The sequence below is a fragment of the Mycolicibacter nonchromogenicus genome, assembly GCF_002101775.1.
Taxonomy (GTDB): domain Bacteria; phylum Actinomycetota; class Actinomycetes; order Mycobacteriales; family Mycobacteriaceae; genus Mycobacterium; species Mycobacterium nonchromogenicum.
The window spans coordinates 1-25,470 of record NZ_LQPI01000088.1; the positions used below are offsets into that span (position 1 = coordinate 1).

Annotated in this window: 23 protein-coding genes and 1 tRNA gene; 3 read left to right on the forward strand and 21 right to left on the reverse strand. The window is 70.0% G+C overall.

Annotated elements, in window-relative coordinates; genetic code table 11:
- Positions 1–35: 35 nt before the first annotated feature.
- Both AWC18_RS20075 and AWC18_RS20080 read right to left on the reverse strand, forming a co-directional pair.
- Entirely contained in the window at positions 36–566 is a 531-nt protein-coding gene (locus AWC18_RS20075; RefSeq protein ID WP_085139888.1) for a YbhB/YbcL family Raf kinase inhibitor-like protein, read from the reverse strand.
- Between the two features lie 38 nt (positions 567–604).
- Entirely contained in the window at positions 605–1,951 is a 1,347-nt protein-coding gene (locus tag AWC18_RS20080) for a M20/M25/M40 family metallo-hydrolase (RefSeq protein ID WP_085139889.1), read from the reverse strand.
- Positions 1,952–2,058: 107 nt separating this feature from the next.
- Between AWC18_RS20080 and AWC18_RS20085 the strand changes: the two genes are divergently transcribed.
- Together AWC18_RS20085 and AWC18_RS20090 are read left to right on the forward strand one after the other, a co-directional pair.
- Positions 2,059–2,144 (forward strand) — tRNA-Leu (locus AWC18_RS20085).
- A 225-nt stretch (positions 2,145–2,369) separates the two neighbouring features.
- Complete coding sequence (locus AWC18_RS20090; protein WP_085139890.1) at positions 2,370–3,071, forward strand: phosphoribosyltransferase; 702 nt, start codon at positions 2,370–2,372, stop codon at positions 3,069–3,071.
- Between the two features lie 8 nt (positions 3,072–3,079).
- Here the strand turns inward: AWC18_RS20090 and AWC18_RS20095 are convergent, their stop codons facing one another.
- A complete protein-coding gene (locus tag AWC18_RS20095; RefSeq protein WP_085139891.1) occupies positions 3,080–3,556 on the reverse strand; it encodes a hypothetical protein in 477 nt (158 codons plus the stop codon).
- Between the two features lie 44 nt (positions 3,557–3,600).
- Positions 3,601–4,392, reverse strand: coding sequence for a DivIVA-like cell division protein Wag31 (wag31, locus tag AWC18_RS20100; RefSeq protein ID WP_064996081.1), 792 nt, complete (start codon positions 4,390–4,392; stop codon positions 3,601–3,603).
- Positions 4,393–4,913: 521 nt separating this feature from the next.
- Between wag31 and AWC18_RS20105 the strand changes: the two genes are divergently transcribed.
- Entirely contained in the window at positions 4,914–5,681 is a 768-nt protein-coding gene (locus AWC18_RS20105) for a DUF2249 domain-containing protein (RefSeq protein ID WP_085139892.1), read from the forward strand.
- Between the two features lie 16 nt (positions 5,682–5,697).
- On the opposite strand, the gene AWC18_RS20110 is transcribed toward AWC18_RS20105, so the two are convergent.
- From AWC18_RS20110 to mraZ, 17 genes are all read right to left on the reverse strand, one after another.
- Positions 5,698–5,988, reverse strand: a complete 291-nt coding sequence (locus AWC18_RS20110; RefSeq protein WP_076048531.1) for a YggT family protein — start codon at positions 5,986–5,988, stop codon at positions 5,698–5,700.
- A 71-nt stretch (positions 5,989–6,059) separates the two neighbouring features.
- Positions 6,060–6,716 carry a cell division protein SepF gene (locus AWC18_RS20115; RefSeq protein ID WP_085139893.1) on the reverse strand — a complete coding sequence of 219 codons (657 nt, stop codon included), beginning with the start codon at positions 6,714–6,716 and terminating at the stop codon, positions 6,060–6,062.
- Between the two features lie 156 nt (positions 6,717–6,872).
- Positions 6,873–7,580 (reverse strand): peptidoglycan editing factor PgeF, encoded by a 708-nt coding sequence (gene pgeF, locus AWC18_RS20120; RefSeq protein ID WP_085139894.1) that lies wholly within the window; start codon positions 7,578–7,580, stop codon positions 6,873–6,875.
- Positions 7,581–7,590: 10 nt separating this feature from the next.
- The gene (gene ftsZ / locus AWC18_RS20125) at positions 7,591–8,754 is read right to left on the reverse strand and encodes a cell division protein FtsZ (RefSeq protein WP_085139895.1); all 1,164 of its coding nucleotides are present in this window, start codon (positions 8,752–8,754) and stop codon (positions 7,591–7,593) included.
- Positions 8,755–9,060: 306 nt separating this feature from the next.
- The gene (locus tag AWC18_RS20130; RefSeq protein ID WP_420093373.1) at positions 9,061–10,041 is read right to left on the reverse strand and encodes a cell division protein FtsQ/DivIB; all 981 of its coding nucleotides are present in this window, start codon (positions 10,039–10,041) and stop codon (positions 9,061–9,063) included.
- A 23-nt stretch (positions 10,042–10,064) separates the two neighbouring features.
- Positions 10,065–11,549, reverse strand: coding sequence for a UDP-N-acetylmuramate--L-alanine ligase (murC, locus tag AWC18_RS20135; RefSeq protein ID WP_085139896.1), 1,485 nt, complete (start codon positions 11,547–11,549; stop codon positions 10,065–10,067).
- A 114-nt stretch (positions 11,550–11,663) separates the two neighbouring features.
- Entirely contained in the window at positions 11,664–12,809 is a 1,146-nt protein-coding gene (gene murG, locus AWC18_RS20140) for an undecaprenyldiphospho-muramoylpentapeptide beta-N-acetylglucosaminyltransferase (RefSeq protein ID WP_085139897.1), read from the reverse strand.
- Between the two features lie 3 nt (positions 12,810–12,812).
- Positions 12,813–14,438, reverse strand: coding sequence for a putative lipid II flippase FtsW (gene ftsW, locus AWC18_RS20145; protein ID WP_420093374.1), 1,626 nt, complete (start codon positions 14,436–14,438; stop codon positions 12,813–12,815).
- Entirely contained in the window at positions 14,357–15,883 is a 1,527-nt protein-coding gene (gene murD / locus AWC18_RS20150; RefSeq protein ID WP_085139899.1) for a UDP-N-acetylmuramoyl-L-alanine--D-glutamate ligase, read from the reverse strand. The genes ftsW and murD overlap by 82 nt, the downstream gene beginning before the upstream one ends.
- A 1-nt stretch (position 15,884) precedes the next feature.
- Positions 15,885–16,964: a phospho-N-acetylmuramoyl-pentapeptide-transferase gene (gene mraY / locus AWC18_RS20155; RefSeq protein WP_064997340.1), complete on the reverse strand. Its 1,080-nt coding sequence runs from the start codon at positions 16,962–16,964 to the stop codon at positions 15,885–15,887.
- A complete protein-coding gene (locus AWC18_RS20160) occupies positions 16,961–18,460 on the reverse strand; it encodes a UDP-N-acetylmuramoyl-tripeptide--D-alanyl-D-alanine ligase (protein ID WP_085139900.1) in 1,500 nt (499 codons plus the stop codon). The genes mraY and AWC18_RS20160 overlap by 4 nt, the downstream gene beginning before the upstream one ends.
- Positions 18,457–20,001, reverse strand: a complete 1,545-nt coding sequence (locus AWC18_RS20165) for a UDP-N-acetylmuramoyl-L-alanyl-D-glutamate--2,6-diaminopimelate ligase (RefSeq protein ID WP_085139905.1) — start codon at positions 19,999–20,001, stop codon at positions 18,457–18,459. The genes AWC18_RS20160 and AWC18_RS20165 overlap by 4 nt, the downstream gene beginning before the upstream one ends.
- A 94-nt stretch (positions 20,002–20,095) precedes the next feature.
- Positions 20,096–20,350: a hypothetical protein gene (locus AWC18_RS20170; RefSeq protein WP_064997338.1), complete on the reverse strand. Its 255-nt coding sequence runs from the start codon at positions 20,348–20,350 to the stop codon at positions 20,096–20,098.
- A 142-nt stretch (positions 20,351–20,492) separates the two neighbouring features.
- Positions 20,493–22,505: a peptidoglycan D,D-transpeptidase FtsI family protein gene (locus AWC18_RS20175; protein WP_085139901.1), complete on the reverse strand. Its 2,013-nt coding sequence runs from the start codon at positions 22,503–22,505 to the stop codon at positions 20,493–20,495.
- Positions 22,502–23,593, reverse strand: coding sequence for a cell division protein FtsL (ftsL, locus tag AWC18_RS20180; protein ID WP_085139902.1), 1,092 nt, complete (start codon positions 23,591–23,593; stop codon positions 22,502–22,504). Before ftsL ends, AWC18_RS20175 begins: the two co-directional genes overlap by 4 nt.
- On the reverse strand, positions 23,593–24,831 hold the full coding sequence (rsmH, locus tag AWC18_RS20185; protein WP_085139903.1) for a 16S rRNA (cytosine(1402)-N(4))-methyltransferase RsmH: 1,239 nt from the start codon (positions 24,829–24,831) through the stop codon (positions 23,593–23,595). Before rsmH ends, ftsL begins: the two co-directional genes overlap by 1 nt.
- A complete protein-coding gene (mraZ, locus tag AWC18_RS20190; protein WP_064997336.1) occupies positions 24,806–25,237 on the reverse strand; it encodes a division/cell wall cluster transcriptional repressor MraZ in 432 nt (143 codons plus the stop codon). The genes rsmH and mraZ overlap by 26 nt, the downstream gene beginning before the upstream one ends.
- Positions 25,238–25,470 lie beyond the last annotated feature (233 nt).

Sequence of the window (25,470 nt, forward strand, 5' to 3'; positions counted from 1 at the left end):
GGGTGTCTCGCGGGGGGGAACAGCGGGGGGTGGTGCTACTTCTGTTCGTAGGTGCCGACGATCACGGCGCGCGCGATCGCGTGCATGAACAGGTTGAAGCCCAGGTAGGCCGGGCTGGCGTCCTCTGCCAGCTCGAGCTTCTCCACGTCGAGGGCGTGGACCGCGAAGTAGTACCGGTGCACCCCGTGGCCGGCCGGCGGCGCGGCGCCTACGTAGCGCCGCGACCCGGCGTCGTTGGCCAGGGTCAGCGCATCCCCGGGCAGCAGGCTGCCGTCCCCGGCGCCCTCGGGCAGCTCAGTGCAGGTGGCCGGCAGGTTGGCCACCGCCCAGTGCCAGAAGCCCGACGCGGTGGGCGCATCCGGGTCGTAGCAGGTGACCGCGAAGCTGCGGGTCTCCTCGGGGAAGCCCGACCAGCTCAGCTGCGGGCTGGCGTCTTCGCCGCCGGCACCCATGATTCCGCTGACCTGGGCCTTGCCCAGCGCCTGGCCGTCGGTCAGCGAGGTGGAGGTGAGCGTGAACGTCGGCAGCTTGGGCAGTGCGGCGTACGGGTCAGGTGCTTGGGTCATTACCGGTCCTCTCGTAGTGGATCAACTTCGTCGTTTGGTCAGCAGTGTGTCAGGAAGTGGTGCAGTACGCGGGTACCAAACTTCAGCGCGTCAACGGGAACGCGTTCGTCGACGCCGTGGAACAGTGCGGAGAAGTCGAGGTCAGGCGGCAGCCGCAGCGGCGCGAACCCGAAACAGCGAATACCCAACTTGGCGAACGCCTTTGCGTCCGTTCCACCGGACAGCATGTAAGGCACCGTGCGGGCGTCGGGGTCGCAGGCCAGCAGCGCCGCATTCATCGCATCGACCAGGTCGCCGTCGAACGTCGTCTCCACCGGCGGCTGGTGGGCGACCCATTCGCGGGTCACGTCTGGACCTATCAGTGCGTCGACCTCGGCCTCGAACGCCGCCTGCCGCCCCGGCAGCACCCGGCAGTCCACCACCGCCTCGGCCGTCGCCGGAATGACGTTGGCCTTGTAGCCGGCCTGCAGCATGGTCGGGGTCGCGGTGTCGCGCAGGGTGGCGTTGACGATGCGGGCGAACGGTCCGAGCTTCTCGATCATCCCCTCCAGGTCCGGGGAGTCGACGTCGATGGTGAGCCCGGTCTCCTCGCTGATGGCGGTGAGAAACTCCACCACCGCATCGGTGAGCACCAGCGGGAATCGGTGTCGGCCGAGTCGCGCCACCGCCTCGGCCACGGCGGTGACGGCGTTGTCGTCGCTGATCATCGACCCGTGCCCGGCCCGGCCGTGGGCCCGCAGCCGCATCCAGGACAAGCCCTTCTCCGCGGTCTCGATCAGGTACAGCCGGCGCTCCCCGCCGTCGCGTCGCGGCACGGTCAGCGAGAAACCACCGACCTCCCCGATCGCCTCGGTGACCCCGGCGAACAAGTCCGGGCGGTGCTTGACCAGCCACTGCGCGCCGTACGTGCCGCCGGCCTCCTCGTCGGCGACGAACGCGAACACCAGGTCGCGGGGCGGGGTGATGCCGGCCCGGGCCAGGTGCCTGGCCTCGGCGATCGTCATCCCGACCATGTCCTTCATGTCGACCGCGCCGCGGCCCCAGACATACCCGTCCGCAACGGCTCCGGAGAACGGGTGCACACTCCAGTCGGCGGCCTCGGCCGGCACCACATCGAGGTGTCCGTGGATCAGCAGCGCCCCGCGTGACGGATCACTGCCCGGCAGGCGCGCGAACACGTTCCCTCGCCCGGGCGCACCGGATTCGACGTATTCGGTCTCATAGCCCACTTCCTCGAGCTGGGCGGCCACCCAGCGTGCGCAGTCGGCTTCACCTTTGGTGGTGGCCGGCTCACCGGTGTTGGAGGTGTCGAAGCGGATGAGAGCGCTGACGAGTTCGACCACCTCGTCCACTGCGCCGGCGGCAGGATCGGGGAAATCGGTCACAGTTACCTTTACTACCACTTCGCGCACTTCGGATCGCGTTGCGAGGGCTGGGTTTGGGTCCAGCGATCGGCATCCGTTAGCCTTAGCTGCCCGGCCGCGCCGGGTTGGTCCGAGTGGCGGAATGGCAGACGCGCTAGCTTGAGGTGCTAGTGCCCTATTAACGGGCGTGGGGGTTCAAGTCCCCCCTCGGACACAGTAGAGATTCGCCGGGTCATGGTTTATGGCCCGCGCCGACCATGTGGGCTTGCGCCCGGCTTTGAGCGACAATTGCTGCGGCGAGCCGGGATTGACCGGAAATGTCGCTCAAAGGCGGGCAACAATCACTGAGGTCCTGCCGCGCAGGGGATCCCCCGCCGGCAGGATCGGGCTCCGCTTTCGGCTGGCTGAAAACCCAAACAGTCGTAGGCTCGATGGGGAGATGACTCGTCCGGGCGCGTACCTTCGCCAGCCGGCGCCACGCACCTTCCACGACCGCCGTGACGCCGGCCGGGCCTTGGCCGAGCTTGTGAAGGTCTATCTGGCCGACTATCTGCCCGGCGTTGCGGGCGCCCAGGGCGTGGTGGTGCTGGGGATGGCCCGCGGCGGGGTGCCGGTCGCCTGGGAAGTCGCTGCCGCCCTGCGGACGCCGGTGGATGTGTTTCTGGTCCGCAAGCTCGGTGTGCCGCAGCAGCCCGAGCTGGCGATGGGCGCGCTGGCCGGCGACCAGGTTGTGATGAACGACGAGGTGGTTCGCAGCCTGGGTATCAGCGACGACACGGTGCAGTCGGTGATCGAGCGTGAACGAACCGAACTGCGCCGCCGCGAGCGCACCTACCGTGGCGACCGGCCGGCGGCCGACCTGCGCGGCAAGGCGGTGATCTTGGTCGATGACGGCATCGCTACCGGAGCCAGCGTGCTGGCGGCGGTGCGGGCGGTTCAGGCGGCCGAACCGGCGTCGATCATCGTCGCCGTGCCGGTGGCGCCACATTCGGCGCGCCGCAAGGTCGCCCAGGAAGCCGACGACGTCGTCTGCGTCATGACTCCCGACGCATTCGATGCCGTGGGACAGGTTTATCGAGACTTTCACCAGACCGACGACGACGAAGTCTGCGACCTGCTGGCCGCGCCCACTACGGGGTGAGCAGCGGGCTAATCGGCGGGGCGTGCGGCAGGCTCGTCGGCACTCTCGCCGGTCGCCTCGGTGGCCCCAGCGTCGAAGCCAACCGGCTCGGGGGCGTCCAGGCTCTCGATGACAGCAGCGTCGGCTTCGGCGGCTTCGGCGGCTTCGGCGACGTCAGCAGCCTGCGCCTCGTCGGCAGCGGCGACGTCGGCAGCCTCGGCCTCATCGATATCAGCGATGTCGATCTCGTTGATGTCGGCGGGGACCTCGGACTCCTCGTCGGCGGGGTCCTCACCGGGGACATCAGCGGGGGCTTCGTCGTCGACGGGGGCCTCGACCACCGGGGCGTTGGCGCGCCGCTCCCGCAACGCGTCCACGATCAGCAGCAGCACACCCAGCACGCTCGCACCGATGCAGACCCACGCCACCAGCGCATTGCTGGTGACGACGGCGAACACCAATGCGGCGAGGCCGATTACCGCCAGTACCAATGCGATGACCAGCATGGACTCACCTCCCGTCCGACGGGCGAACTACTGGACTCCGACGATCAGTTGGTGCCGCGGTTGAAATGGCTGAACCCGCCGCCGTCGCCGGTGGCGCTGCTGTCGACCGGTGCCGCCGATCCGCGCTGGCCCAACTCCTCGAGCTGAGATTCCAGATAGGTCTTGAGCCGGGTGCGGTACTCGCGCTCGAAGGTGCGCAGCTGTTCGAGGCGTCCTTCCAGCACGGTGCGCTGCTGGTTGATGGTGCCCATGATCTCGGAGTGCTTGCGCTCGGCATCGGCCTGCAACGCGTCGGCCTTCTCCTGGGCCTGGCGCAGCTGGGTCTCCGAACGGGTCTGAGCGTCGGCCAGCATGGCGTCGGCCCGCTGGCGGGCCTCGGTGACCGTCGTCTCTGCGGTCTGGCGTGCCTCGGTGAGGATCTGGTCGGCGTTGGCGCGAGCGTCGGCCAGCAGCTTCTCCGACTCGGCCCGGGCCGTGCCGGTCAGCCGGTCGGCGGTGTCCTGGGCCAGGCTCAGCACGCGCGCCGCCTTGAGGTGCTGCTCCTCGGGGGTCACTTCGGCTGCTGCGGCCGCGGGCTGCGCCGCCGGTTCCGGGGTGGGCTCGTAAACCGGGGCCGAGGGAACAGCTTGCCCGCCACCACCAGCGCGCGCCGCGGCCAGGTCCTGGTCGAGCTCGCTCACCCGCTGACGCAGGTCGGCGTTCTCCTCGATGAGACGCGTCAACTCGGTCTCCACCAAGTCCAGGAACGCGTCGACCTCGTCCTCGTTGTAGCCGCGCTTACCAATCGGCGGTTTGCTGAACGCGACGTTATGTACGTCGGCCGGTGTTAGTGGCATCGTCTGCCCCCTCGAGTCAAGTAGTAGGTAGCGCTGATCGGGCACGGATCGGTCGACCGGAAACGCTCGCCGTGTGTAACTGCCGTCCATCCTGTCACATCCGCCGCTGCGCTCGGCAATGTGAATGATATTAAGAGCGAATTTCAAATTGCTGCCACAAAAATCACGCTTTGGCAAACAGAAGCTCAGCAGGCGATTGGCCGGCCCAGCCGCCGAGCGGCGCGGGCAAACCGCCGGGGGCACGCCAAAACCCCCGAGAACTGGGCTTCGGGCGGCCGTCGCGAACGCAGCGCGGCGCCACCGTTACGACGGCGTTCAGCAAAGTGCTTAGACGTTCTGCCAGCGAAATGTGATCTATTTCGCTGCGCGCTCCGACGTGTCGCCGGTCGGCCCCACGTGTCCCCGCCCGGGTCGCCGGGGGTACCGCGCCGGGCGCCCGCACCGTATTATTCACAATCACGGGCTGTATTTATTTGTGCCGAGGTCACACCGTGCGGCACCGACCGGAGGGGCACTATCGAATGACGACCAATGACGTGGTCATGGCCACCAGCGCAGCGGACGGCGCCGCCGTCGATGAAATCCGATCACGCTACGCCGAACTCCTCGGCCGCCAGTCCGCCCTGACCGCGGCCCTGTTCGCCGCGGTCGGCGCGGCCGGACCGGCTTTCGACGAGGCGCACCGTGCGGTGCGGACGTTCATCGATCAGGCCGTGCGCCCTGAGCTGCAGGCCACGGCGGGGTTGTTCTTTCCCGCCCTGGCCGGGGTCGAGCGCTCGCGACTGCTGATCGAAGGCCTGCTCGGCGAGACCCAATTGATCGAGCAGGTGGCGACGCGAATCGCTCACGGCACCGACCGGGTTCAGGTGGTGGCGCATGTGGAGGCGCTGCGGGTGCTCGTCGAGGCGCTGCTGGGCAAGGTCGCCGACCTGCTGCTGCCCGCGCTCGCCCAGGCCAGCGGCGTCTCGCTGGCGGCTTTGACCGGCCAACTTCCCGATCTGCGCGACGTCGCGATCCCCGAACACCCCGGCCACAGCGGATGCGATTGCGGTGAAGAGGACGACGAGCTGCCCGAACTCGACGTGCGCGACATCCCGCATGCGATCAGGCATGCGACGGTCTTCGGTGCGTTCGACGCGGTTGCGGTGGGCGGATCGATGCTGCTGGTGGCCCCGCACGACCCGATTCCGCTGCTGCGCCAGCTCGCCGAGCGCAGCGGCGGCCGGCTGGCGGTGGGTTACGAGGAGCGCGGCCCCGAGGCGTGGCGGTTGCGACTGACCCGGGTCTGATCCCCCGCTCGGGCCACTAAGCGGCGTGCTGCAGTGCCAGTTCCATCCCGATGAAGGCGATCAGCAGCAGCACCATGATCGACAGATCGATACGCACCGCCCCGATGGTCAACTGCGGGATGAGGCGCCGCAGCAACTTCACCGGTGGATCGGTGATGCTCATGATCAGCTCCAGGATCACCACCGTGACACCCGTCGGGTGCCAATCACGGCTGAACGAGCGGATGAACTCGATGACGATCCGAGCGATCAACAACAGCCAGAAGACAAATAGCGCGATACCGAGAATCGTGAAGAACAGCGCCAACGGAATGCGACCTTACTGAACGAGGGTGGGCCCGCGTCAGCAGTGCTGACCGGCTCGACTGCCGTTCCAGCCTACCGATAGGCGTAGAAGCCGGTTTCGGCGATACGCCGCCGCTCCTCCGGAGTCACGTCGACATCAGCCGGCGACAGCAGGAAGACCTTGGTCGCGACCTTGTCGAAGGAGCCGCGCAGGGCGAAGGCAAGACCTGCCGCGAAGTCGACCAGCCGCTTGGCGTCGGCGTTGTCCATCGACACCAGGTCCATGATCACCGGGGTGCCGTCGCGGAACCGCTCGCCGATGGTGCGGGCCTCGCTGTAGTCCTTGGGCCGCAGCGTGGTGATCTTCGACAGCGGGCTGCTCTCGTCGAACATCTGCGCCATCCGGCGCGGCTCCATCGCCAGGGCGCCGCGGGTCGATCCGCGCAGCGAGGCGAAGCGGCGCTCGAAGTCACGGGGACGGTCGAATTCCCGCCCGCGGTAACGGGGGTCGTCGTCGTAGCCACCCCGGTAACCGCCGGGCGCGCCGTCATAGCCATCTTCGAAGCGCTCGTCGTAACGGCCCTCTGCGCGGCCGCCGACGCGATCGAAAACGTCCTCGCCGAAGCGCTCTCCCCGCGGGGCGTAGTCGCGCGACCCGGCGCGGTCGTCACCGTCGTCGTAGTAGTCGTCGTCGTAGTCCTCCATCGGAGCCATCCCGAAGTAGGCCTTGACCTTGTGGAGTGTGCTCATCCTTTAGACCCTTCTAGGCTGATGACTGTGATGAAGGTGTGACTGAAGTGACTAATAACGGTGACGGTAACGGCAGCGAGCGCGATGACGCGGCACCGACACGCGGACAGTTCCCACCGTTTTCACACGCCCCCTCCAGCGACCTCTACCGCGGACTCATTCCAGCCACACCAGCGACGCCAGCCGGCCGGTGAGTCCGTCGCGCCGGTGACTGAACAGTTTCGGGTCCGCTGCGGTGCAACGTGGGTCGGCGTCGATGGCCTGCACGCCCAATCCCCTTAGTTGGCGCGCGATTCCGGCGCGCAAATCCAGCCCGACGGTGCCCGCCGACGTGACGGTGCGACTTCCCGGCAGCGCCGCCTCGACCTCGTCGGCCATCTCGGCGGGCACCTCGTAGTGCAACCCACTGACCGCCGGACCCAGCAACACCGACACGTCCTCGGCGCGCGCCCCTGCCGACAGCATCGTCTCCAGCGCGCGTGCGACCACGCCGCGCTGCGCGCCGACCCGGCCGGCATGGACTGCGGCAACCACCCCCGCCCGGGCGTCGGCCATCAGCACCGGAACGCAGTCGGCGGTCACCACCACCATCGCCAACCGGGGCACGGTGGTGACCAGCGCATCGGTGGCGTCGATCGGCGTGTCGCGCGGCCCGTCGACGATCACCACGTGATCACCGTGGACCTGGTTCATCCACACCAGCCGGTCGGCGCCCAGGCCGGTGGCCTTGGCCAGCCGTGCGCGGTTGGCCGCCACCGCGGCCGGGTCGTCGCCGACGTGGTCGCCGAGGTTGAAGCTGTCGAAGGGGGCCACCGACACGCCGCCGGAGCGGGTGGTCGTCACCCGCCGGACGCGAAAGGTCATGCCATCAGATTCAGTGCCGCATGAACGGCGGGACGTCGACGTCGTCGTCATCGACGCCGTCGTCGCCGTTGCGCCCGCCGACGCTGACCGTCGCCCCGTTGGTGGGTGCCGGCACACTGACGGCGTCCACCGGGTCGAACAGCGACGAGGTGACCTTGCCGGCCTGTCCGGGCGCCACCGCGTGGCGGGCCTGACCAGCCGTGCCGGTCACCGGCTTGCGGCCGGAACCCGCCGAGTCGAAGCCGGCCGCGATCACCGTCACGCGCACCTCGTCGCCGAGGGAGTCGTCGATCACGGTGCCGAAGATGATGTTGGCTTCGGGGTGGGCGGCGTCCTGAACCAGCGATGCCGCTTCGTTGATCTCGAACAACCCCAAGTCGCTGCCGCCGGCGACCGACATCAGCACGCCCTGGGCGCCCTCCATCGAGGCTTCCAACAGCGGCGAGTTGATCGCGATCTCGGCGGCCTTGAGCGCACGGCCGTCGCCGCGGGCCGAACCGATGCCCATCAGCGCGGTACCGGCCCCGCTCATGATGCCCTTGACGTCGGCGAAGTCGACGTTGATCAGGCCGGGGGTGGTGATCAGGTCCGTGATGCCCTGGACGCCGTTGAGCAGCACCTCGTCGGCGCTGCGGAACGCGTCCATCAGCGAGACCTGGGCGTCGCCCATCTGCAGCAGGCGGTCGTTGGGGATGACGATCAGGGTGTCGCAGCTCTCCCGCAGCGCGGTGATGCCGTTCTCGGCCTGGTTGCTGCGCCGCTTGCCCTCGAAGGAGAACGGCCGGGTGACCACGCCGACGGTCAGCGCACCGAGCTTGCGTGCGATGGTCGCGACCACCGGGGCGCCGCCGGTGCCGGTGCCGCCGCCCTCCCCGGCGGTGACGAACACCATGTCGGCGCCGCGCAGCAGCTCCTCGATCTCGTCCTTGGCGTCTTCGGCGGCGCGACGACCCACTTCGGGGTCGGCGCCGGCGCCGAGGCCGCGCGTGGAATCACGGCCGACGTCGAGCTTGACGTCGGCGTCGCTCATCAGCAATGCCTGCGCGTCGGTGTTTATCGCGATGAACTCAACGCCCTTGAGGCCCTGCTCGATCATCCGGTTGACGGCATTGACGCCGCCACCACCGATACCCACGACTTTGATGACGGCCAGATAGTTGTGCGGTGGGGTCATCGTTCGTCTTCCTCCCTGGTGGGATTGGAGTCCTCTCTGGGGCCGAGCTTGGCGCGGAACTCCCCGCTCCTGTCTTTCGACAAACCCTCAACCTCAACCAAAGGCTTAGAGTTATGTCAAGTTGTTCCGCGCAACCGCCACAGTAGGGCCGCCCCGGCCGTCATCGGCGCAGACGCGCCGAGACACGCCGCGTGAATTTCGACGCCTGTTGTGCCGAGCCGGAATCTCACGACGCCGTCAGGGCGTGTCGTGTCGCACAATTCCGGCTCGGCGGGTGGCGGAAGGGGCGGGCCGGGCCGGGTGGGCCTAACGGACGGTGGGCAGGTCCGGGCTCGACACGTCATAGGTGTGGCCGGGCTGGGTCAGCAACGCCGCCAGCTTCTGGGCCTTCTCCGCGGTGCGGTCGGTGTTGCCCCAGACCACCACCCGGCCGTCGGCCAGCGTCAGGGTGATCGACGCCACCGACGGGGCGGCCACCCGACTGATCTGGCCGGCCACCTCGGGGGCCAGCGAGGTCATCACCTGCAGGGCGGCCATGCTGGGCGGGTCCGCCGGGCCCGGGTTCTCCACGTCGAAGAACGGCAACATCCGCGGCGGCGCCCCAGTGGCGAAGTCGACACCGTCCCGGTCGAACAGGTGCGGGCCGTCCGGATAGTCCTTGTAGACCACCGGCTCCCGCTCGATCACCGAGATACCCAGCACCGAAGGGTATTGGCGCTGCACCCGGGTGCTGGCCACCCGCCGGATGGTCGCCACCCGGTCGGCCACGCTGCCGGTGTCGATCTGCAGCAACGGTGTCCCCGGTTTCACCCGCGCCACGTCCAGCACTTCCTCACGGGTCACCGTCGTGATCCCGCTGATCTCGATCTCGCGCACCGACATCAACGGTGTGAAGTACAGGATGAGCCCGAGCCCGACGGTGAGCACCGCGGTCAGGAAGACGGCCAGCGCCATCTTCAGACCCCGAATGGTGCCGCGGGGAACACCTTTGGACGTGTCGGCCGAACCGGCGCGCAGTCGCCGCTTGGCTTCGCGGCGGGCCTGTTCGATCGCCTCGGCGCGCGCCTGCGCGGCGCGCCGCTCCGCACGTTCGCGACGGGCCCGACGGCGCGGCCCCTCCACCTCGGCGGGGTCAGCGGGGGCTTCCTGCGCTTCCTGCTCCGGTTTGTCCTCGGCGTCGTCGGCGGGGGCATCGGAGTCGGGCTCGGCGGCTTCGGTGGCCTCAGATGGCTGCGCCACTTCAGTTTCGGGGGTTTCCGCGCCGTTCTCCGGGTCTTCCGGGGGCACGGCCGGGGTCTCGGGCTGCTCGGTCACAGCGCGCCCGGCCTGCCGGGAGGGGTCCGATCGCTGCGCGCCCGCAGGGCGGTGACGATCTCCGGACCCAGCATGGTGACATCGCCGGCGCCCATGGTGATGATCACATCGCCGGGGCCGGCGGCCGCCGCCACCGCCTCGGGCACCGCCGAAAAGTCCGGCAGGTAGTGCACCGGCACGCTGACATGTTCGGCGACGCTGGCGCCACTCACCCCGGGCAGCGGCTGCTCGCGCGCACCGTAGACATCCAGCACGAAGACCTCGTCGGCGCTGTCCAATGCCCGGCCGAACTCCCCTGCGAATTCCTTTGTCCGCGAATACAGGTGCGGCTGGAACACCACCAGACTGCGGCCGCTTCCACGCTCGTCCAGCAGGGCGCGGACCGCGGTCAACGTCGCGGCGATCTCAGTGGGATGGTGCGCGTAGTCGTCGAAGACCCGCACCGATCCCGTGATGCCCGCCGACCCGACCAGTTCGAATCGGCGCCGCACCCCGTCGAACCCGGCCAGGCCGTCGAGCACCGCATCCAGCGACGCGCCGACCTCGACCGCGGCCAGCAGCGCGCCGAGGGCGTTGAGCGCCATGTGCCGCCCGGGCACCGCCAACCGCATCGCGCGGCGCTCGCCCGTTCCAGCCAGTCTGATCTCGGCGACCGCTCCGGTGCCCTGCTGCTCCCAGGCGACCAGTTCGGCGTCGAGCGCGGGCTTCCCGGGGCCTTCGGTGCCGTAGCGCAGCACCCGGATGCCCTGTGCCGCAGTGCGATCGGCCAGCGCCGCGCCGCCCGGGTCGTCGACGCACACCACCACTGCCCCGCCCGGGGCGATGCGCTCGACGAACGCGTCGAACACCTGCGTATAGGCCTCGGCGCTGCCGAAGAAGTCGAGGTGATCCGCCTCGATGTTGGTCACCACCGCGACATTGGGGGTGTATTCCAGCAGCGAGCCGTCGCTCTCGTCGGCCTCGGCGACGAACAGCGGTCCGCTGCCGTGATGGGCGTTGGTGCCGGCCTCTGAACCGGCAGAACCCAATTCGCCGCCGACCGCGAACGAGGGATCCAGCCCGCAGTGCTGCAACGCGACCACCAGCATCGATGTCGTGGTCGTTTTGCCGTGGGTGCCGGTGACCATCAGCGTGGTGCGCCCGGCCATGAGCTTGGCCAGCACCGCCGGCCGCAACACCACCGGTATCCCGCGGCGACGGGCCTCGACGAGTTCGGGGTTGGTCTTGGGAATCGCCGCGTGGGTGGTGACCACCGTGGTGACGCCGCCGGGCAGCAGATCCAGGGCTGACGCGTCGTGACCGATGCGCACCTGCGCACCCCGGGCCCGCAGCGCGTGAAGCCCCCGGGACTCCTTTGCGTCCGAACCCGAGACCAGGCCGCCGCGGTCCAGCAGGATGCGGGCGATCCCGGACATGCCGGCTCCCCCGATGCCGACCATGTGTACCCGGCTCAGCTCCGGCGGGAGTTGGCCGGCGCTCATGCCGGGCTCCCCGAACGCCGAGCGCTCGCGACGTCCAGTGCGACCGTGCTCATGCCGCTCACTGGCCGCCCCTCGCTGCGCTCGCGACGTCCAGTGCGACGGTGCTCATGCCGCTCACTGGCCGCCCCTCGCTGCGCTCGCGACGTCCAGTGCGACGGAAGCCACCCGGCTGGCCGCCTCGGGGTGCCCCGCCAGCACCGCAGCGCTGGTCATCGCGGCCAGTCGCTCGGTGTCGGTGAGCAACCCGGCGACGGTCTCGGCCACGAAATCGGGAGTCAGCGACGCATCGTCGACCAGGATTCCGCCCCCCGCGTCGACCACCGGACGTGCGTTGAGGCGCTGTTCGCCGTTGCCGATCGGCAGCGGCACATACACCGCGGGCAGTCCGACCGCCGACACCTCGGCGACCGTCATGGCCCCGGACCGGCAGATCGCCAGGTCCGCGGCCGCGTACGCCAGGTCCATCCGGTCCAGGTAGGGCACCGCGACATAGGGCGGATCGCCCGGGCCGGGCTCCGGCAGCTCCAGGGTGTTCTTCGGCCCGTGCGCGTGCAACACCGAAACGCCTGCGGCGGCAAGCTGTTTGGCCGCACCGGCCACCGCCTGGTTGATCGAGCGGGCGCCCTGCGATCCGCCAAAGACCAGCAGTACCCGGGCGTCGTCGGCGAAGCCGAACTCGGCGCGGGCCGCCGCACGCAGCGCGGCCCGATCCAGGGTGGTGATCGCTGCGCGGACCGGCACCCCGACCACTTCGGGATCGGCCAGACCGCAGTCGGGAACTGCCGAGAGCACCCGATGCGCGCCCCGGGCACCGACCCGGTTGGCCAGCCCGGCGCGGGCGTTGGCCTCGTGGATCACCACCGGCACCCGCTTGGCGCCGAGACCGCGCGCGGCCAGATACGCCGGCAGCGCCACGTAGCCGCCGAAGCCGATCACCACGTCGGCCTGCACGTCGCGCAGCACCGCCCGGGTCTCCCGCACGGCACGCAGCACCCGCAGCGGCAGCCGGAAGAGATCGGCGTTGATCTTGCGGGGCAACGGCACCGGGGTGATCAACTCCAGGTCATAGCCGCGGCCGGGCACCAGCCGGGTCTCCAGGCCGCGGGCGGTCCCCAATGCGGTGATCCGGACGTCGGGGTTTAGGGCACGGAGCGCGTCGGCGACCGCCATCGCAGGCTCGACGTGACCGGCAGTGCCCCCACCGGCGAGGACTACCGATAGCGAAGCGCCGCGGTCCGAGGAGCTGACCGTGTCGTTCACCGCCTATCGCTGACCTTCCAACGCGCGTACACGCCCGCCAGTCGGACGCGCCCCGGCGTGACGCCGGCCGTGTCCATTTTGCCCTGCGCGCCCGGCGCCTCGACTGGCTGCCCGGGGCGGGGTCTGCGCGGTGGCCCGGGGCGGGGTCTGCGCGGCGGCGCGCGGGCGGCCTGAGCGAGCCGAAGCCGGTCCGGTATTGCGCGACCGAGCGGATGGCTGCGAACGCGACCGCAGTCGGTCGCGCAGCGCCTCGAGCCGAGTCGGCGAGTAGGGCTCGGGCAACGGCAGCCGCAGGATCCGGTTCATCCGGTCGTCCTGGCCGGCCCGCAGCGCCGCCACCGCCTCGGGTTCGTGCCGGGCCGCGTTGGCCATGATGCCGATCATGAACAGCGTTGTGGCCGTCGACGTTCCGCCCGCCGATATCAGCGGCAGCTGAATCCCGGTGACCGGCAGCAACCCGATCACATAGCCGACGTTGATGAACGACTGCCCGATCACCCACATCGTGGTGGCCGCGGTCAGCAGGCGCAGGAACGGGTCCGCGGAGCGCTTCGCGATCCGCATGCCGGTGTAGGCGAACAGCCCGAACAGCGCCAGCAGTCCGAAGCCGCCGATGAAGCCGAGTTCCTCGCCGATGATCGCGAAGATGAAGTCGTTGTGCGCGTTGGGCAGGTAGTTCCACTTCGCGGTGCCCTGACCCAGCCCGTCGCCGAAGATTCCGCCGTTGGCCAGCGCGAATTTCGCCTGGCGCGCCTGATAGCCGGCGTTCATCGGGTCGGCGTCGGGGTCGAGCCAGGACCGCACCCGGTCGGAGCGGTAGCCCTCGGAGATGGCGAGGATGGCCGCGGCCGACACCACCGCGAGCAGCGAGCTGGTGAAGACCTTCAGGGGCAGGCCGGCATACCAGAGCAACGCCAGCAGGATGATGCCCAGCGAGACCGTCTGCCCCAGGTCGGGCTGGGCGACGATCAGCGCCAGCGCCACCACCGCCGCGGGCACCAGCGGGACCAGCATCTCGCGCAGGGTCGCCCGCTCCATGCGACGGCTCGCCAGCAGGTGCGCACCCCAGATGGCGAAGGCGATCTTGGCCAGTTCGGAGGGCTGCATGGAGAAGCCGGCGATGACGAACCAGCCGCGGGAGCCGTTGGACAGGGTGCCGATACCCGGGATCAGCACCAGCACCAGCAGCAGGATGGTGAAGGCGAAACCGGGAAAAGCCATCCGGCGCATGAACCGGACCGGCATCCGCAGCGCCACGTAGCAGCCGATCAGCCCGATCACCGTCCAGAGCACCTGCTTGGCGAAGATCCGCCACGCGGACCCGTCGACGCCGTAGGACTCCACCCCGGAGGCGGACAGCACCATGATGAGGCCGAGCGTGGTCAGCAGGGCGGCCACGGCCACGATCAGATGGAACGAGGTCATCGGCCGGCCCAGCCAGGCACCGAACCGGGTCCGCGGCTCGGCCTTGACGGCCGTGTCGCCGGGCGTCTCGTCGGAGGCTTCTGCGGCCCCGGCACCTCGCCGCAGCCGCGCCAGGATGCCGATCACACCGCTCCCGCCGCGGAGCGTGCCGCGGCGGCGAACGCATCGCCGCGGGCGCCGTAGCCGGCGAACTGGTCGAAGGATGCGCCCGCCGGAGCCAGCAGCACCGTGTCGCCGGGCCGGGCCAGGCTGCGGGCGGCGGCCACCACCGCTGTCATCACCCGTGAGCCCAGAGTCTCCTCGGATCCATCAGCCACTCGCTTCACATGAGTAACTGGAGACACAGCAGTATCACCCATATCAATATCCTCGCCCGTCACAACGTGGACGACGGGGACATCCGGTGCGTGTCGTGATAACGCCTTGGCAACCTCGCCGCGATCTCGGCCGATCAGCACGGCTCCGGCCAGGCGATCGGCGATTCTGGCGACGGTCGGATCGATCGATGCGCCCTTGAGCAGTCCGCCGGCCACCCAGATCACCCGCGGGTGGGCCAGCACCGACGCCTCGGCGGCGTGCGGGTTGGTGGCCTTGGAGTCGTCGATGTAGCTGATCCCGCCGTCGACGACGATCAGTTCGGCGCGATGCCGCCCGACCTGGAACGACTCCAGCGCCTCGGCGATCGCCTCCGGGGGCACGTCGACGCTGCGGGCCAGCGCGGCCGCCGCCAGCGCGTCCAGGATCCCCACCGGGCCGGGCACCGGTATCGACGCCACCGGGGCCAGCGCCACGCTGTCGCCGAAGGCCCGGTCCACCAACATGCCGTCGATCACGCCGAGCTCACCGGCGCCCGGCTCACCGAGCCGGAAACCCACCGTGACCGGGGCGGGCGCGGTGTCGCGCAGCGCCGCGGCGTGGGCGTCGTCCATCCCGACCACCGCCACCCGGCCGGCCAGTGCGCGGGCCTTGTCGGCGGTGTAGGCGGCCATGGAGCCGTGCCAGTCCAGGTGGTCCTCGGCGATGTTGAGCACCGCGCCGGCCTCGGGGCGCAGCGATGGCGCCCAGTGCAGCTGAAAGCTGGACAGCTCGACGGCCAACAGCTCGGATTCATGCGGCGGTCCCAGCTTCCGCTCTCCTCCGTCGAGCCTCGCTGAACCGCCGGCCGGCTCCCCCAGGACGTCCAGCACGGGGCTGCCGATGTTGCCGCACAACTGCGCACTGCGGCCCGCTGCCACGAGCATCGCGTGCAGCATCGAGGTGGTGGTGGTCTTGCCGTTGGTGCCGGTCACCACCAGCCAGCGCCGGGGCGGCCCGTAGTGGCCGGCGGCATCCAGGCGCCAGGCCAGCTCCACGTCACCCCAGATCGGCACCCCGGCCGCGGCAGCCGCGGCCAATACCGGTGTGTCCGGGCCGAATCCGGGGCTGGTGACCACCAGCGCGTACCCGCCGATCTGCGCGGCGGCCTCGGCCGGGGTGCAGGTCGTGACCTCGGGGTGGGCGCGCAGCGCGGCGGCGTTGTCGTCGCACAGCGTCAGGTCCAGCCCGAACGGCTCCAACGCGGTGAGGATGGCCCGGCCGGTGATGCCGGCCCCGGCGACGAGCACCCGGGTGCCGGCGGACAGCACGCCGCGCCCCGGTTCGGGCGTCATCTCAGCCTCCTACGGCGGTGAACCACTCGCCGTAGAACATGGAGACGCCCAACCCGCAGGCGATGGCGGTGAGCAGCCAGAACCTGATGATCACGGTGGTCTCGGCCCAGCCGGCCAACTCGAAGTGATGGTGGAACGGGGCCATCCGGAACACCCGGCGACCGGTGGTGCGAAACGCCAGGATCTGAACGACCACCGATGTGATCTCGGCGACGAAGAGCCCGCCGAGCACCACCGCGAGGATCTCGGTGCGGGTGGTGATCGACATCCCGGCGATCACGCCGCCCAGCGCCAGCGAGCCGGTGTCGCCCATGAAGATCTTCGCCGGTGCGGCGTTCCACCACAGGAATCCGACGCACGCGCCCGCGGTCGCGGCGGCGATCAGCGCCAAGTCCAGCGGGTCGCGTACGTTGTAGCACCCCAGACCGGGTGCGGTCGCGCAGGCGTTGTGGTGCTGCATGACGGTGATCAGCACGTAGGCGGCGCTGACCATGGCCATGGACCCGGCTGCCAGGCCGTCCAGGCCGTCGGTGAAGTTGACCGCGTTCGACCAGGCGCTGACGATCAGGATGACGAACAGCACGAACGCCGCCGCCGGCAGCGTGACGGTGGCGATGTCGCGCACGTAGGACAGTTGCAGGCTGCCCGGGGTGAGTCCAGCATTGTTGCGGAAGCACAGCACCAGCAGACCGAACAGGGTCGCCGCGGTGACCTGGCCGACGGTCTTGGCGGTCTTGTTCAGGCCGAGGTTGCGCGAGCGGCGGATCTTGATCAGATCGTCGATGAACCCGACGCCGGCCAGCGCGGTGGCCAGCCCCAGCACCAGCAGGCCCGACGCCGAGGGCCCGGCGCCGTAGAACACCAGGCCGGCCAGTTCAGCGGCCAGGTACCCGGCCCAGATCCCGGTGACGATGGCCACCCCGCCCATCGACGGTGTGCCGCGTTTGCGCTGGTGGCTGGCGGGCCCGTCCTCGCGGATCTCCTGCCCGAAGCCCTGCTTGGTGAACACCTGGATCAGCACGGGGGTCAGCAGGATCGCGACCAGCAGCGCGACTCCGGCCGCGATGAGGATCATTATCATCGGCGACCTCCCGAGTCTTCGCTGGTCAGCGACTGTGCCAGCGCGGTCAGGCCCGCGGAGTTCGACGCCTTGACCAATACCACGTCTCCGGCCTGCAGTTCGGAGCGCAACAGGTCCAGGGCGGCATCGACGTCGGGCACTGCGGTGGCTTCGGCGCCCCAGGATCCCTCCATGACTGCGCCGTGCAGCATCGCGCCCATCGATCTCCCTACTCCGACGACAATGAGACGAGACACATCTAAGCGCACCGCGAGCCGCCCGATGCGGTCATGTTCGGATATCGCGTCCTCGCCGAGCTCGGCCATCTCCCCCAGAACTGCCCAGCTGCGGCGCTTGGACCCCGGATTCTCACCGCGGGCGATCCAGGCCAGCGCCTGCAGCGCGGCTCGCATGGAGTCCGGGTTGGCGTTGTAGGAGTCATCGATCACGGTCACGCCGTCGGCGCGGGTGCTGACCTGCATCCGGTGCCCTGAGGCGGGTTCGGCGCCGGCCAGGGCGTCGGCCACCTGCTGCGGCGTGGCGCCGCATTCCAGGGCCACCGCGGCCGCGCACAGCGCATTGCCGACCTGGTGATCGCCGGACACCCCGAGCGACACCGGCACTTCGCCGGCCGCGGAGTGCAGGGCGAACCGCGGGCGGGCCAGTTCGTCGAGCACCACCGGCCCGGCCCACACGTCGGCGGAAGCGGAGCGGCTGACCCGCACCACCCGGGCGGCGGTCTTGTCCGCCATCGCGGCCACCGCCGCGTCGTCGACGTTGAGGATCACCACGCCGGATTCCGGAACAGCTTCTGCCAGCTCGGCTTTGGTCTCGGCGATCGCTTCGCGGGAACCGAACTCACCCAGGTGCGCGGTCCCGACGTTGAGAACCACGGCGATCTGCGGCGGGGCGATCGCGGCCAGTGCGGCGATGTTGCCCCGATGCCGCGCGGACAGTTCGAGAACCAGAAAGTCGGTGCTCTCGTCGGCACGCAGCACCGTCCACGGGTGGCCCAGCTCGTTGTTGAACGACCCGGGCGGGGCGATCACCTCCCCCAGCGGCGCCAGCACCGCGGCGATCAGGTCCTTGGTGGAGGTCTTGCCCGACGACCCGGTCACGCCGACGATCGTCAGCCCCTTGGCCACCAGGTCCGCGGCCACCGCGCCGGCCAGCTTGGCCAGCGCGGCCAGCACCGCGGCGCCGGACCCGGCCGCATCGTCATGCTCGAGCGCACCGGATCGACTGTCGGAGGCGACCGGCTCCACCACAACGGCCGGGACGCCGACCGGACGGGCTGCCAGCACCGCGACCGCGCCGGAGTTGACCGCCGAGACCGCGTGGTCGTGGCCGTCGGCCCGCGCGCCGGGCAGGGCCAAGAACAGCCCGCCAGGGGTGATCCGCCGGGAGTCGAACTCCACGGTGCCGGTGACGACGGTGCACTGCGCCTGTTCGGGGGTGATGTCGGCCAGCCGGCCGCCGACGATCTCGGCGATCTGCGCGACGGTCAGGGCGATCATGCGCGCCGCTCCAGGGCTGCCGCCAGCTCGACCCGGTCATCGAAGGGCTGGGTGTGCCCGGCGGCGGTCTGCCCGGTCTCGTGTCCCTTTCCCGCGATCAGCACCACATCGCCGGGCTGGGCCCACGCCACCGCGTGCTCGATCGCGGCGCGCCGGTCACCGATCTCGACCACCGTGGCACTGCCCGCGGCGGCACCGGCCAGCACCGCGCGCCGGATTTCGGCGGGGTCTTCCCCCCGCGGGTTGTCGTCGGTGACCACCACCAGATCGGCGGTCTGCGCGGCGATGCGCCCCATGGGCTCGCGCTTGCCGGGGTCGCGGTCGCCGCCGGCGCCGAACACCACGGCCAGGCGCCCGGAGGATTCGCCCAGCTCATGGCGCAGGGTCTCCAGCACTGCCGCCAGGGCCCCGGGCTTGTGCGCGTAGTCGACCAGAGCGAGGAAGCCCTGGCCACGGTCGATCGACTCCATCCGTCCGGGCACCCGTGCCTGCCGCAGCCCGGGCGCGGCCTGCTCCGGCGACACCCCGACGGCATCGAGAACAGCCAGCGCCACAAGGCAATTGGCCACGTTGTAGTCCCCGGGCAGCGCGATGCCGATCCGGTGGTGCACACCGGCGGGGTCGACGGCGATGAATTCTCGGCCACCGGAAGCCGCGGAGCTCACCTGTTCCACAGTCCAGTCCGCGGAGCGGCCCGTGGCACTGACGGTGACCGGCGCGCTCGCCCGCGCCGCCATTGCCGCGCCGGCGTCGTCGTCGACACAGATCACCGAGCGCGCGGCGTGCAGCGGCGATGCGGGATCGAGCAACCGGGCCTTGGCCTCGAAGTAGTCGGCCATGGTCGGGTGGAAGTCGAGGTGATCGCGAGACAGGTTGGTGAACGCGCCCACCGCGAACCGGGTGCCGTCGACCCGGCCCAATGTCAAAGCGTGACTGGACACCTCCATGACCGCGGTGTCCACCCCGCGCTGGGCCATGGCGGCCAGCAGCGCCTGCAGGGCGGGCGCCTCGGGGGTGGTCAGGGCGCTGGGCAGATCGGCGCCGTCGATGCGCACGCCGACCGTGCCGATCAGCCCGGCGGTGCGACCGGCGGCGCGCAGCCCGGCTTCGACCAGATAGGTGGTGGTGGTCTTGCCCGAGGTCCCGGTGATGCCGATGACGGTGAGCTGATCGCAGGGACGGCCGTAGACCTGCGCCGCGAGTTCACCCAGCACGGTGCGGGGTTCGGGGTGAACCAGGACAGGGATGCCGGGCAACGCTGCGCCGCGAGCGATCTCGGCGACCCCGGCCCCGTCGGAGAGCACCCCAGCCGCGCCCCGGGCGACCGCGTCGGCGGCGAATCGGGCGCCGTGGGTGGTCGCGCCGGGCAGCGCCGCGAACAGGTCACCGGGCCGGACGTCCTGGGCGCGCAGGGTCAATCCGGTGATGGGCAACTCCGGGACCACCTCACCGGTGACCGCGACCGCCCCGATCTGGGCGGCGAGCACCCGCAGCGACGTGCCTGCACCGACGTCGGGGCGCAGCGCACCAGGCACCGACATCACCTCCATCCGCTGCGGCCGGGTCGTCCGGATCGGCCCTGACACTACCTAGGAGGGCCGTGTCCACAGCGCAGGCGATCCCGCTTTCGCCGCGTCAGCCCTCGGTGTTCGGCGGTGGGGAGTCCTGCGACTTCCTGTCGAAGTAGCACTGGAAGTCCCCGGCCGGGCACCCGACCTCGGTCGGGTCCGGCAGTTCCACGCAGCGGGATCCGTCCTTTGTCATGAAACAGCCGCTGGCGTGGTGTTCAGTCGCGATGGGTGCGCCGAGCAACCCCACCGCGACGATGCCTGCTGCCGCGGCCAGGACCCCCGGAATCGCACAACTGATCGCACGGGCTTTTCGGGCCATGAGGGACCCCCTTCGTGTCGGCGCGGGACCCCCTTCGTCACCACGTTGTCCGAACGATAACCACCAGGGCGCCGCCTCCACGGCGGAATCACGTCTTTCTCGGCGGACCCCGGTGGACGGATCGGCTGTGGTGGCGCGGCGACTACATCGCCTGCAGGACCAGCGGCGGGCCGGGGTCGGGCGACAAGGGCACATTGTGGCGCTGCAACAACCATCCGGCAATGTTGTGGAACAGCGGAGCCGCGGAGGTGCCCGGTGACCCGTCGGCGGCTCGGTGCGGGTTGTTCATCATCAGGCCGATGACGTAGCGCGGGTTGTCCGCCGGCGCTATCCCGGCAAAGGTGATCCAGTAGACGTCGTTGTAGTAGCAGCCACAGGCCGGGTTGATCTGCTGTGCGGTACCGGTCTTCCCGGCGACCTGGTAACCGTCGACCGCGGCCTGCCAACCGGTGCCCTGCTGAACGCCGGTGGGGTCACGCTGCACCACCGAGCGCAGCATGTTGCGCACCGTCGCCGCGGTCTGTTCCGAGACCACCCGAACACCTTCGGGGCGAGGCTCTTCGGTGCGGGTGCCGTCGGCGGCGATGGTCGACTTGATGATCCGCGGCGGAATCCGCACACCGTCGTTGGCGATGGCCTGATACATCCCGGCCATCTGCAGCAGCGTCATCGAGAGGCCCTGGCCGATGGGCAGGTTGGCGAACGTGCTGCCCGACCATTGGGACATCGGGGGAAGCAGGCCGGCGCTCTCGCCGGGAAGTGCCACACCGGTGCGCTGTCCCAGCCCGAACTTCTCTGCCATGTCGAACCAGCGCTCCGGGCCCACGCGCTGCGCCAGCATCAGGGTGCCGACGTTGGAGGACTTACCGAAGACTCCGGTCACGGTGTAGGGCGCCACGCCGTGCTCCCAGGCGTCGCCGACGGTGACGTCGGCGATGTTGATCGAACCGGGCACCTGCAGGACCTCATCGGGGTGGCCCAGGCCGTATTCGATGACCGAGGCGGCGGTGATGATCTTGTTCACCGATCCCGGCTCGAACGGCGACGTCACCGGCAGGTTGCCGAGCTGGCGGTCCTCCTGGCGCCCGATGTCCTGGGAGGGATCGAAGGTGTTGTCGCCGGCCATCGCCAGCACCTCACCGTTCTTGGCGTCCAGCACCACGGCCGTGACATCGTGGGCGCCGGTGAGGTTCTTGGCCTGCTGCACCTGCTGCTGGACGTAGAACTGGATGTCGTCGTCGAGGGTGAGCTGGATCGTCGACCCGTTGACGGCCTTGTGCCGGTTGCGGTAGCTGCCCGGGATCACCACCCCGTCCGAGCCGCGGTCGTAGGTGACCGAGCCGTCCGTTCCGGCCAGCACGGCGTCCATCGAGTCCTCCAGCCCCAACAGGCCGTGGCCGTCCCAGTCGATGCCGCCGATGATGTTGGCCGCCAGCGACCCGCCCGGATACTGCCGCAGGTCCTGACGCTCGCTGCCGACCTCCGGGAACTTCTGGGTGATCGCCTCGGCCACAGCGGGGTCGACGGCACGGGCGAGATAGACGAAGGTCTCTTTGCTGCGCAGCTTCTTCAACAGGGTCGCGGAGTCCGGCTTGTTGTCGAGGCGCGTGGAGATCTCCTTGGCGATCTCCTGCAGGCGCAGCTGTGGATCCGGGGCCGACGCGTCCTTCTCCTTGGCCTCGGCCAGCTGCTTGTTGATCTTGGCCGGCTGGAAGGACAGTGCCCGGGCCTCGATGGTGAACGCCAGCTTGTCGCCGGTGCGGTCGATGATGTCGCCGCGCATGGCCGGCTGGACATCGGTGACCTTGAGCTGCCCGGCGGCTTCGGCCCGCAGCCCAGAGGCCCGCGGCACCTGCAGGTAGAACAGCTGAGCCGCCGACAACGCCAACACCAGGAAGATGACCGCGTTGCCGGTGCGGTGCCGGAAGACGAACGACGCGCTGCGCAGGCCCACCTCGGTGGCTTGGCGCGTACGACGTTCACGGGCTGAATGTCCCGCTTCCTGGTCCGCTTTCAAGGTCGCCTTGGCCGGCTTGGCCGGTTTGGCCTGCTTGGCCGATTTAGCCGCCGCGGCGACGGATCGGCGGGTCTTTCGCGTGCTGGACGCGCCGTCGGCGCGACGTGCCGGGCCGGTTCCTCGTGCGTTCCGTCTCATCGCGCGGCTCCCTGGACGAACACCGGTGTCTCCAGAATCTCCGGCCGCAGCGGTGATTGCGCCGGCGGGACCGCGGCCGGCGGCAAGACCGCCGACGGCGGAAGGGTTCCGCCCAGCGGCACGACCGTCTCGGGCGGCGCCACCGGCCCAGGCGGCACGGCGCCGGGCGGCACGGCGTCAGACGGGATGCCCGGAGGTGTCGCCACGGACGGAATCTCCTGCGCGGCAGGCCCGGGCAGCGGTCCGGTCACCGGCAGGTCGGGGACCCCGGGCAGGCCTGGAATTCTCAGCGGGGTGCCGGGGACCTCCGGAGCGGGCCGGACCGCGGCCGGCAGGTGGCGGCTGTCGGGCTTCGGGGCGACCGGGGGCACCCGGACCGGCACCTCTGCCGGTGGCGCCGAGTCGTCGGGCAGCTTGATGTTCAGCGGTGGCGGCGGCGCTCCCTCGGCGGGCTTCGGGACCCCGACGACCACCCAGTTGCCGACCGGGTCCTGAATCAGGTGCGCGGTGTCGCGGCTGGGGATCATGCCCAGTTCGCGGGCCGCCTCGGCAAGCGCCGGGGCGGACTCGGCCGTGAGTACGTCACGCTCGAGCGCTTCCTTCTGCTGCATCAAGACCCGGTTGCGTTCCCGCATCTTGCCCAACTCGTAGGACCGCTCGGCGGCATCGGTCGAGAGCCACAGCGTGATTCCCAGCCCGATGCCGAGTGCGCCGATGATCAGCACGACGAACGGAATCTTGGCGGCCAGCGTCCGCGGGCGCAGATCGATTGAGGCCAGGCGAGTCAGCAGCCGCTCGCGCAGCGGGACCCGCACAACCTTGGGCGCCTTGGCCTTCCGCGCCTTTGCCCGCGCCTTGGCCTGTTTGGTGTTCTTCGCCGGCCGGGGGTCGGGGCGAACCGATGCCACCTTCTGCGGCCCGGTGACCGGCCGCGACTCGCGACCGGCTGCGGTCGTGGTGCCGCGTTGCCGCCGCGGACCACGGCCCTGCGACTGCTCGGTGGCTCGCCGCGGGCCCGTGCGGGTTGCGCCCTCGGGGGTACGACGACGGTCGCCCTGCCGTGCTGCGGGCTTGCGCTTGGCCGCCATCACTTCCCCCTCGATGCCACGATGGTTCCGGGCCGGACCCGCTCGACTGCACGTAGCCGGACCGAGCCCGCTCGTGGATTGCGCTCGACCTCATCTGACTCAGCCCGTTCGGCGCCCCGCGTCAACGTCGTGAACTTCGGTTCGTCGCCGGGCAATTCGACCGGGAGACCGACCGGCGTGCTCGACGCGGTGGCTGCGGCGAACTGTTGTTTGACGATCCGGTCCTCCAGCGACTGGTAGGACATCACCGCGACGCGTCCACCCACCGCCAGTGCATTCAGCGCCGCCGGCAACGCCTCTCGCAGTGAGTCGAGTTCGCCGTTGACCGCGATGCGCAGCGCCTGGAACGTGCGCTTGGCCGGGTGTCCGCCGGTACGGCGCGCCGGCGCCGGAATCGCCTCGTAGAGCAGCGCCGTCAGTTCCCCGGTCGAGGTGAACGGGGCCTGAGCCCGGCGGCGCACGATGTGGGCGGCGATCCGCGAGGCAAAACGCTCTTCGCCGAAGCGCCGCAGAATGTCGGTCAGCGCCGCCGCGTCGTAGGTGTTGACGATTTCCGCGGCGGTGAGTTCGGCCTGCGGGTCCATTCGCATGTCCAGCGGCGCGTCCTGCGCGTAGGAGAATCCCCGCTCGACTCGATCGAGCTGCATCGAGGAGACGCCGAGGTCGAACAACACCGCGTCCACCGATCCGGTTGCGGCCAACCCCGATTCGGCCAGCGCTGCGGCGATGCCGTCGTAGCGGGTGCGGACCGTCTGGAGTCGATCGGCGAAGCCGGCCAGCCGGGTCCCGGCGATGTCGAGGGCCGTGGTGTCGCGATCCAGCCCGATGACGTGCAGGCCGGGGAACCGGGTCAAGAACCGTTCGGTGTGGCCGCCGGCGCCGAGGGTGGCGTCCACCAGGGTCGCGCCGCGGCCGTCGGGAGACTGCCTGGTCAGCGCCGGAGCCAGCAGCTCGACGCAGCGGTCCAGCAGGACCGGCACATGTCCGAATTCGCCCTGTTCGGCCACAGCACTGCCTCCCTGTTGCGGCCAATGCACTGCACGGCTGGTACTTCGGGGCCCGAAGCGTGCGACCCGCTGCGCCCGGCTTCGCCGCGCTTGCGATCGCCCGCAGGCCCTTACCTCGAGGTCCCTGCCCGACGGCACGAACCTGACGTTGGGGAAGTACGCCAGGGTCGGTTCGGACAGAGGCCACGAGGCACGGGCGTGCGCCTCAGATGATGTCGCTGAGTGCTTCATCGCTGGCCGCGGAGAAGTTCTCTTCGTGCATCTGCTGGTAGTCGCTCCAGGCCTGCGCATCCCAGATCTCCAGATAGTCGACCGAGCCGATGACCACGCACTCCTTGGACAGGTTGGCGTAGCGACGGTGGTCGGGAGACAGGGTGATCCGGCCCTGGGCGTCGGGGTGCTGCTCGTCGGTGGCTGCGGCCAGGTTGCGCAGGAATGCTCGCGCCTCCGGGTTGCTGCGCGAAGCCTTGGCCGCCCGGCGGGCCAACTGCTCGAACTCCGCACGGGGATACACCGCCAGGCTGTGGTCCTGGCTCTTGGTGACCATCAGCCCTCCTGCCAGCGCATCGCGAAATTTCGCGGGCAGTGTCAGCCGCCCCTTGTCGTCGAGCTTGGGCGTATAGGTGCCGAGGAACATCGGCCACCTCCCGCCACGTCGACATCGTCAGCCCACGATACCCCACAATCCCCCACTACGCACCATTTCTTGGGTCGATTCCACCCCAATGCCCCACCCTACGGGTAATCGCACCGTCCCGGGCCACAGAAATAGGCCCGATCGGGCAACAAATCACCAGCTCAGGGCCGATGGAGGCAAAGTGGGGCCCAGTGGGGGCGTTGTGGGGGATCGTGGGCTGACGATGTTCCCGA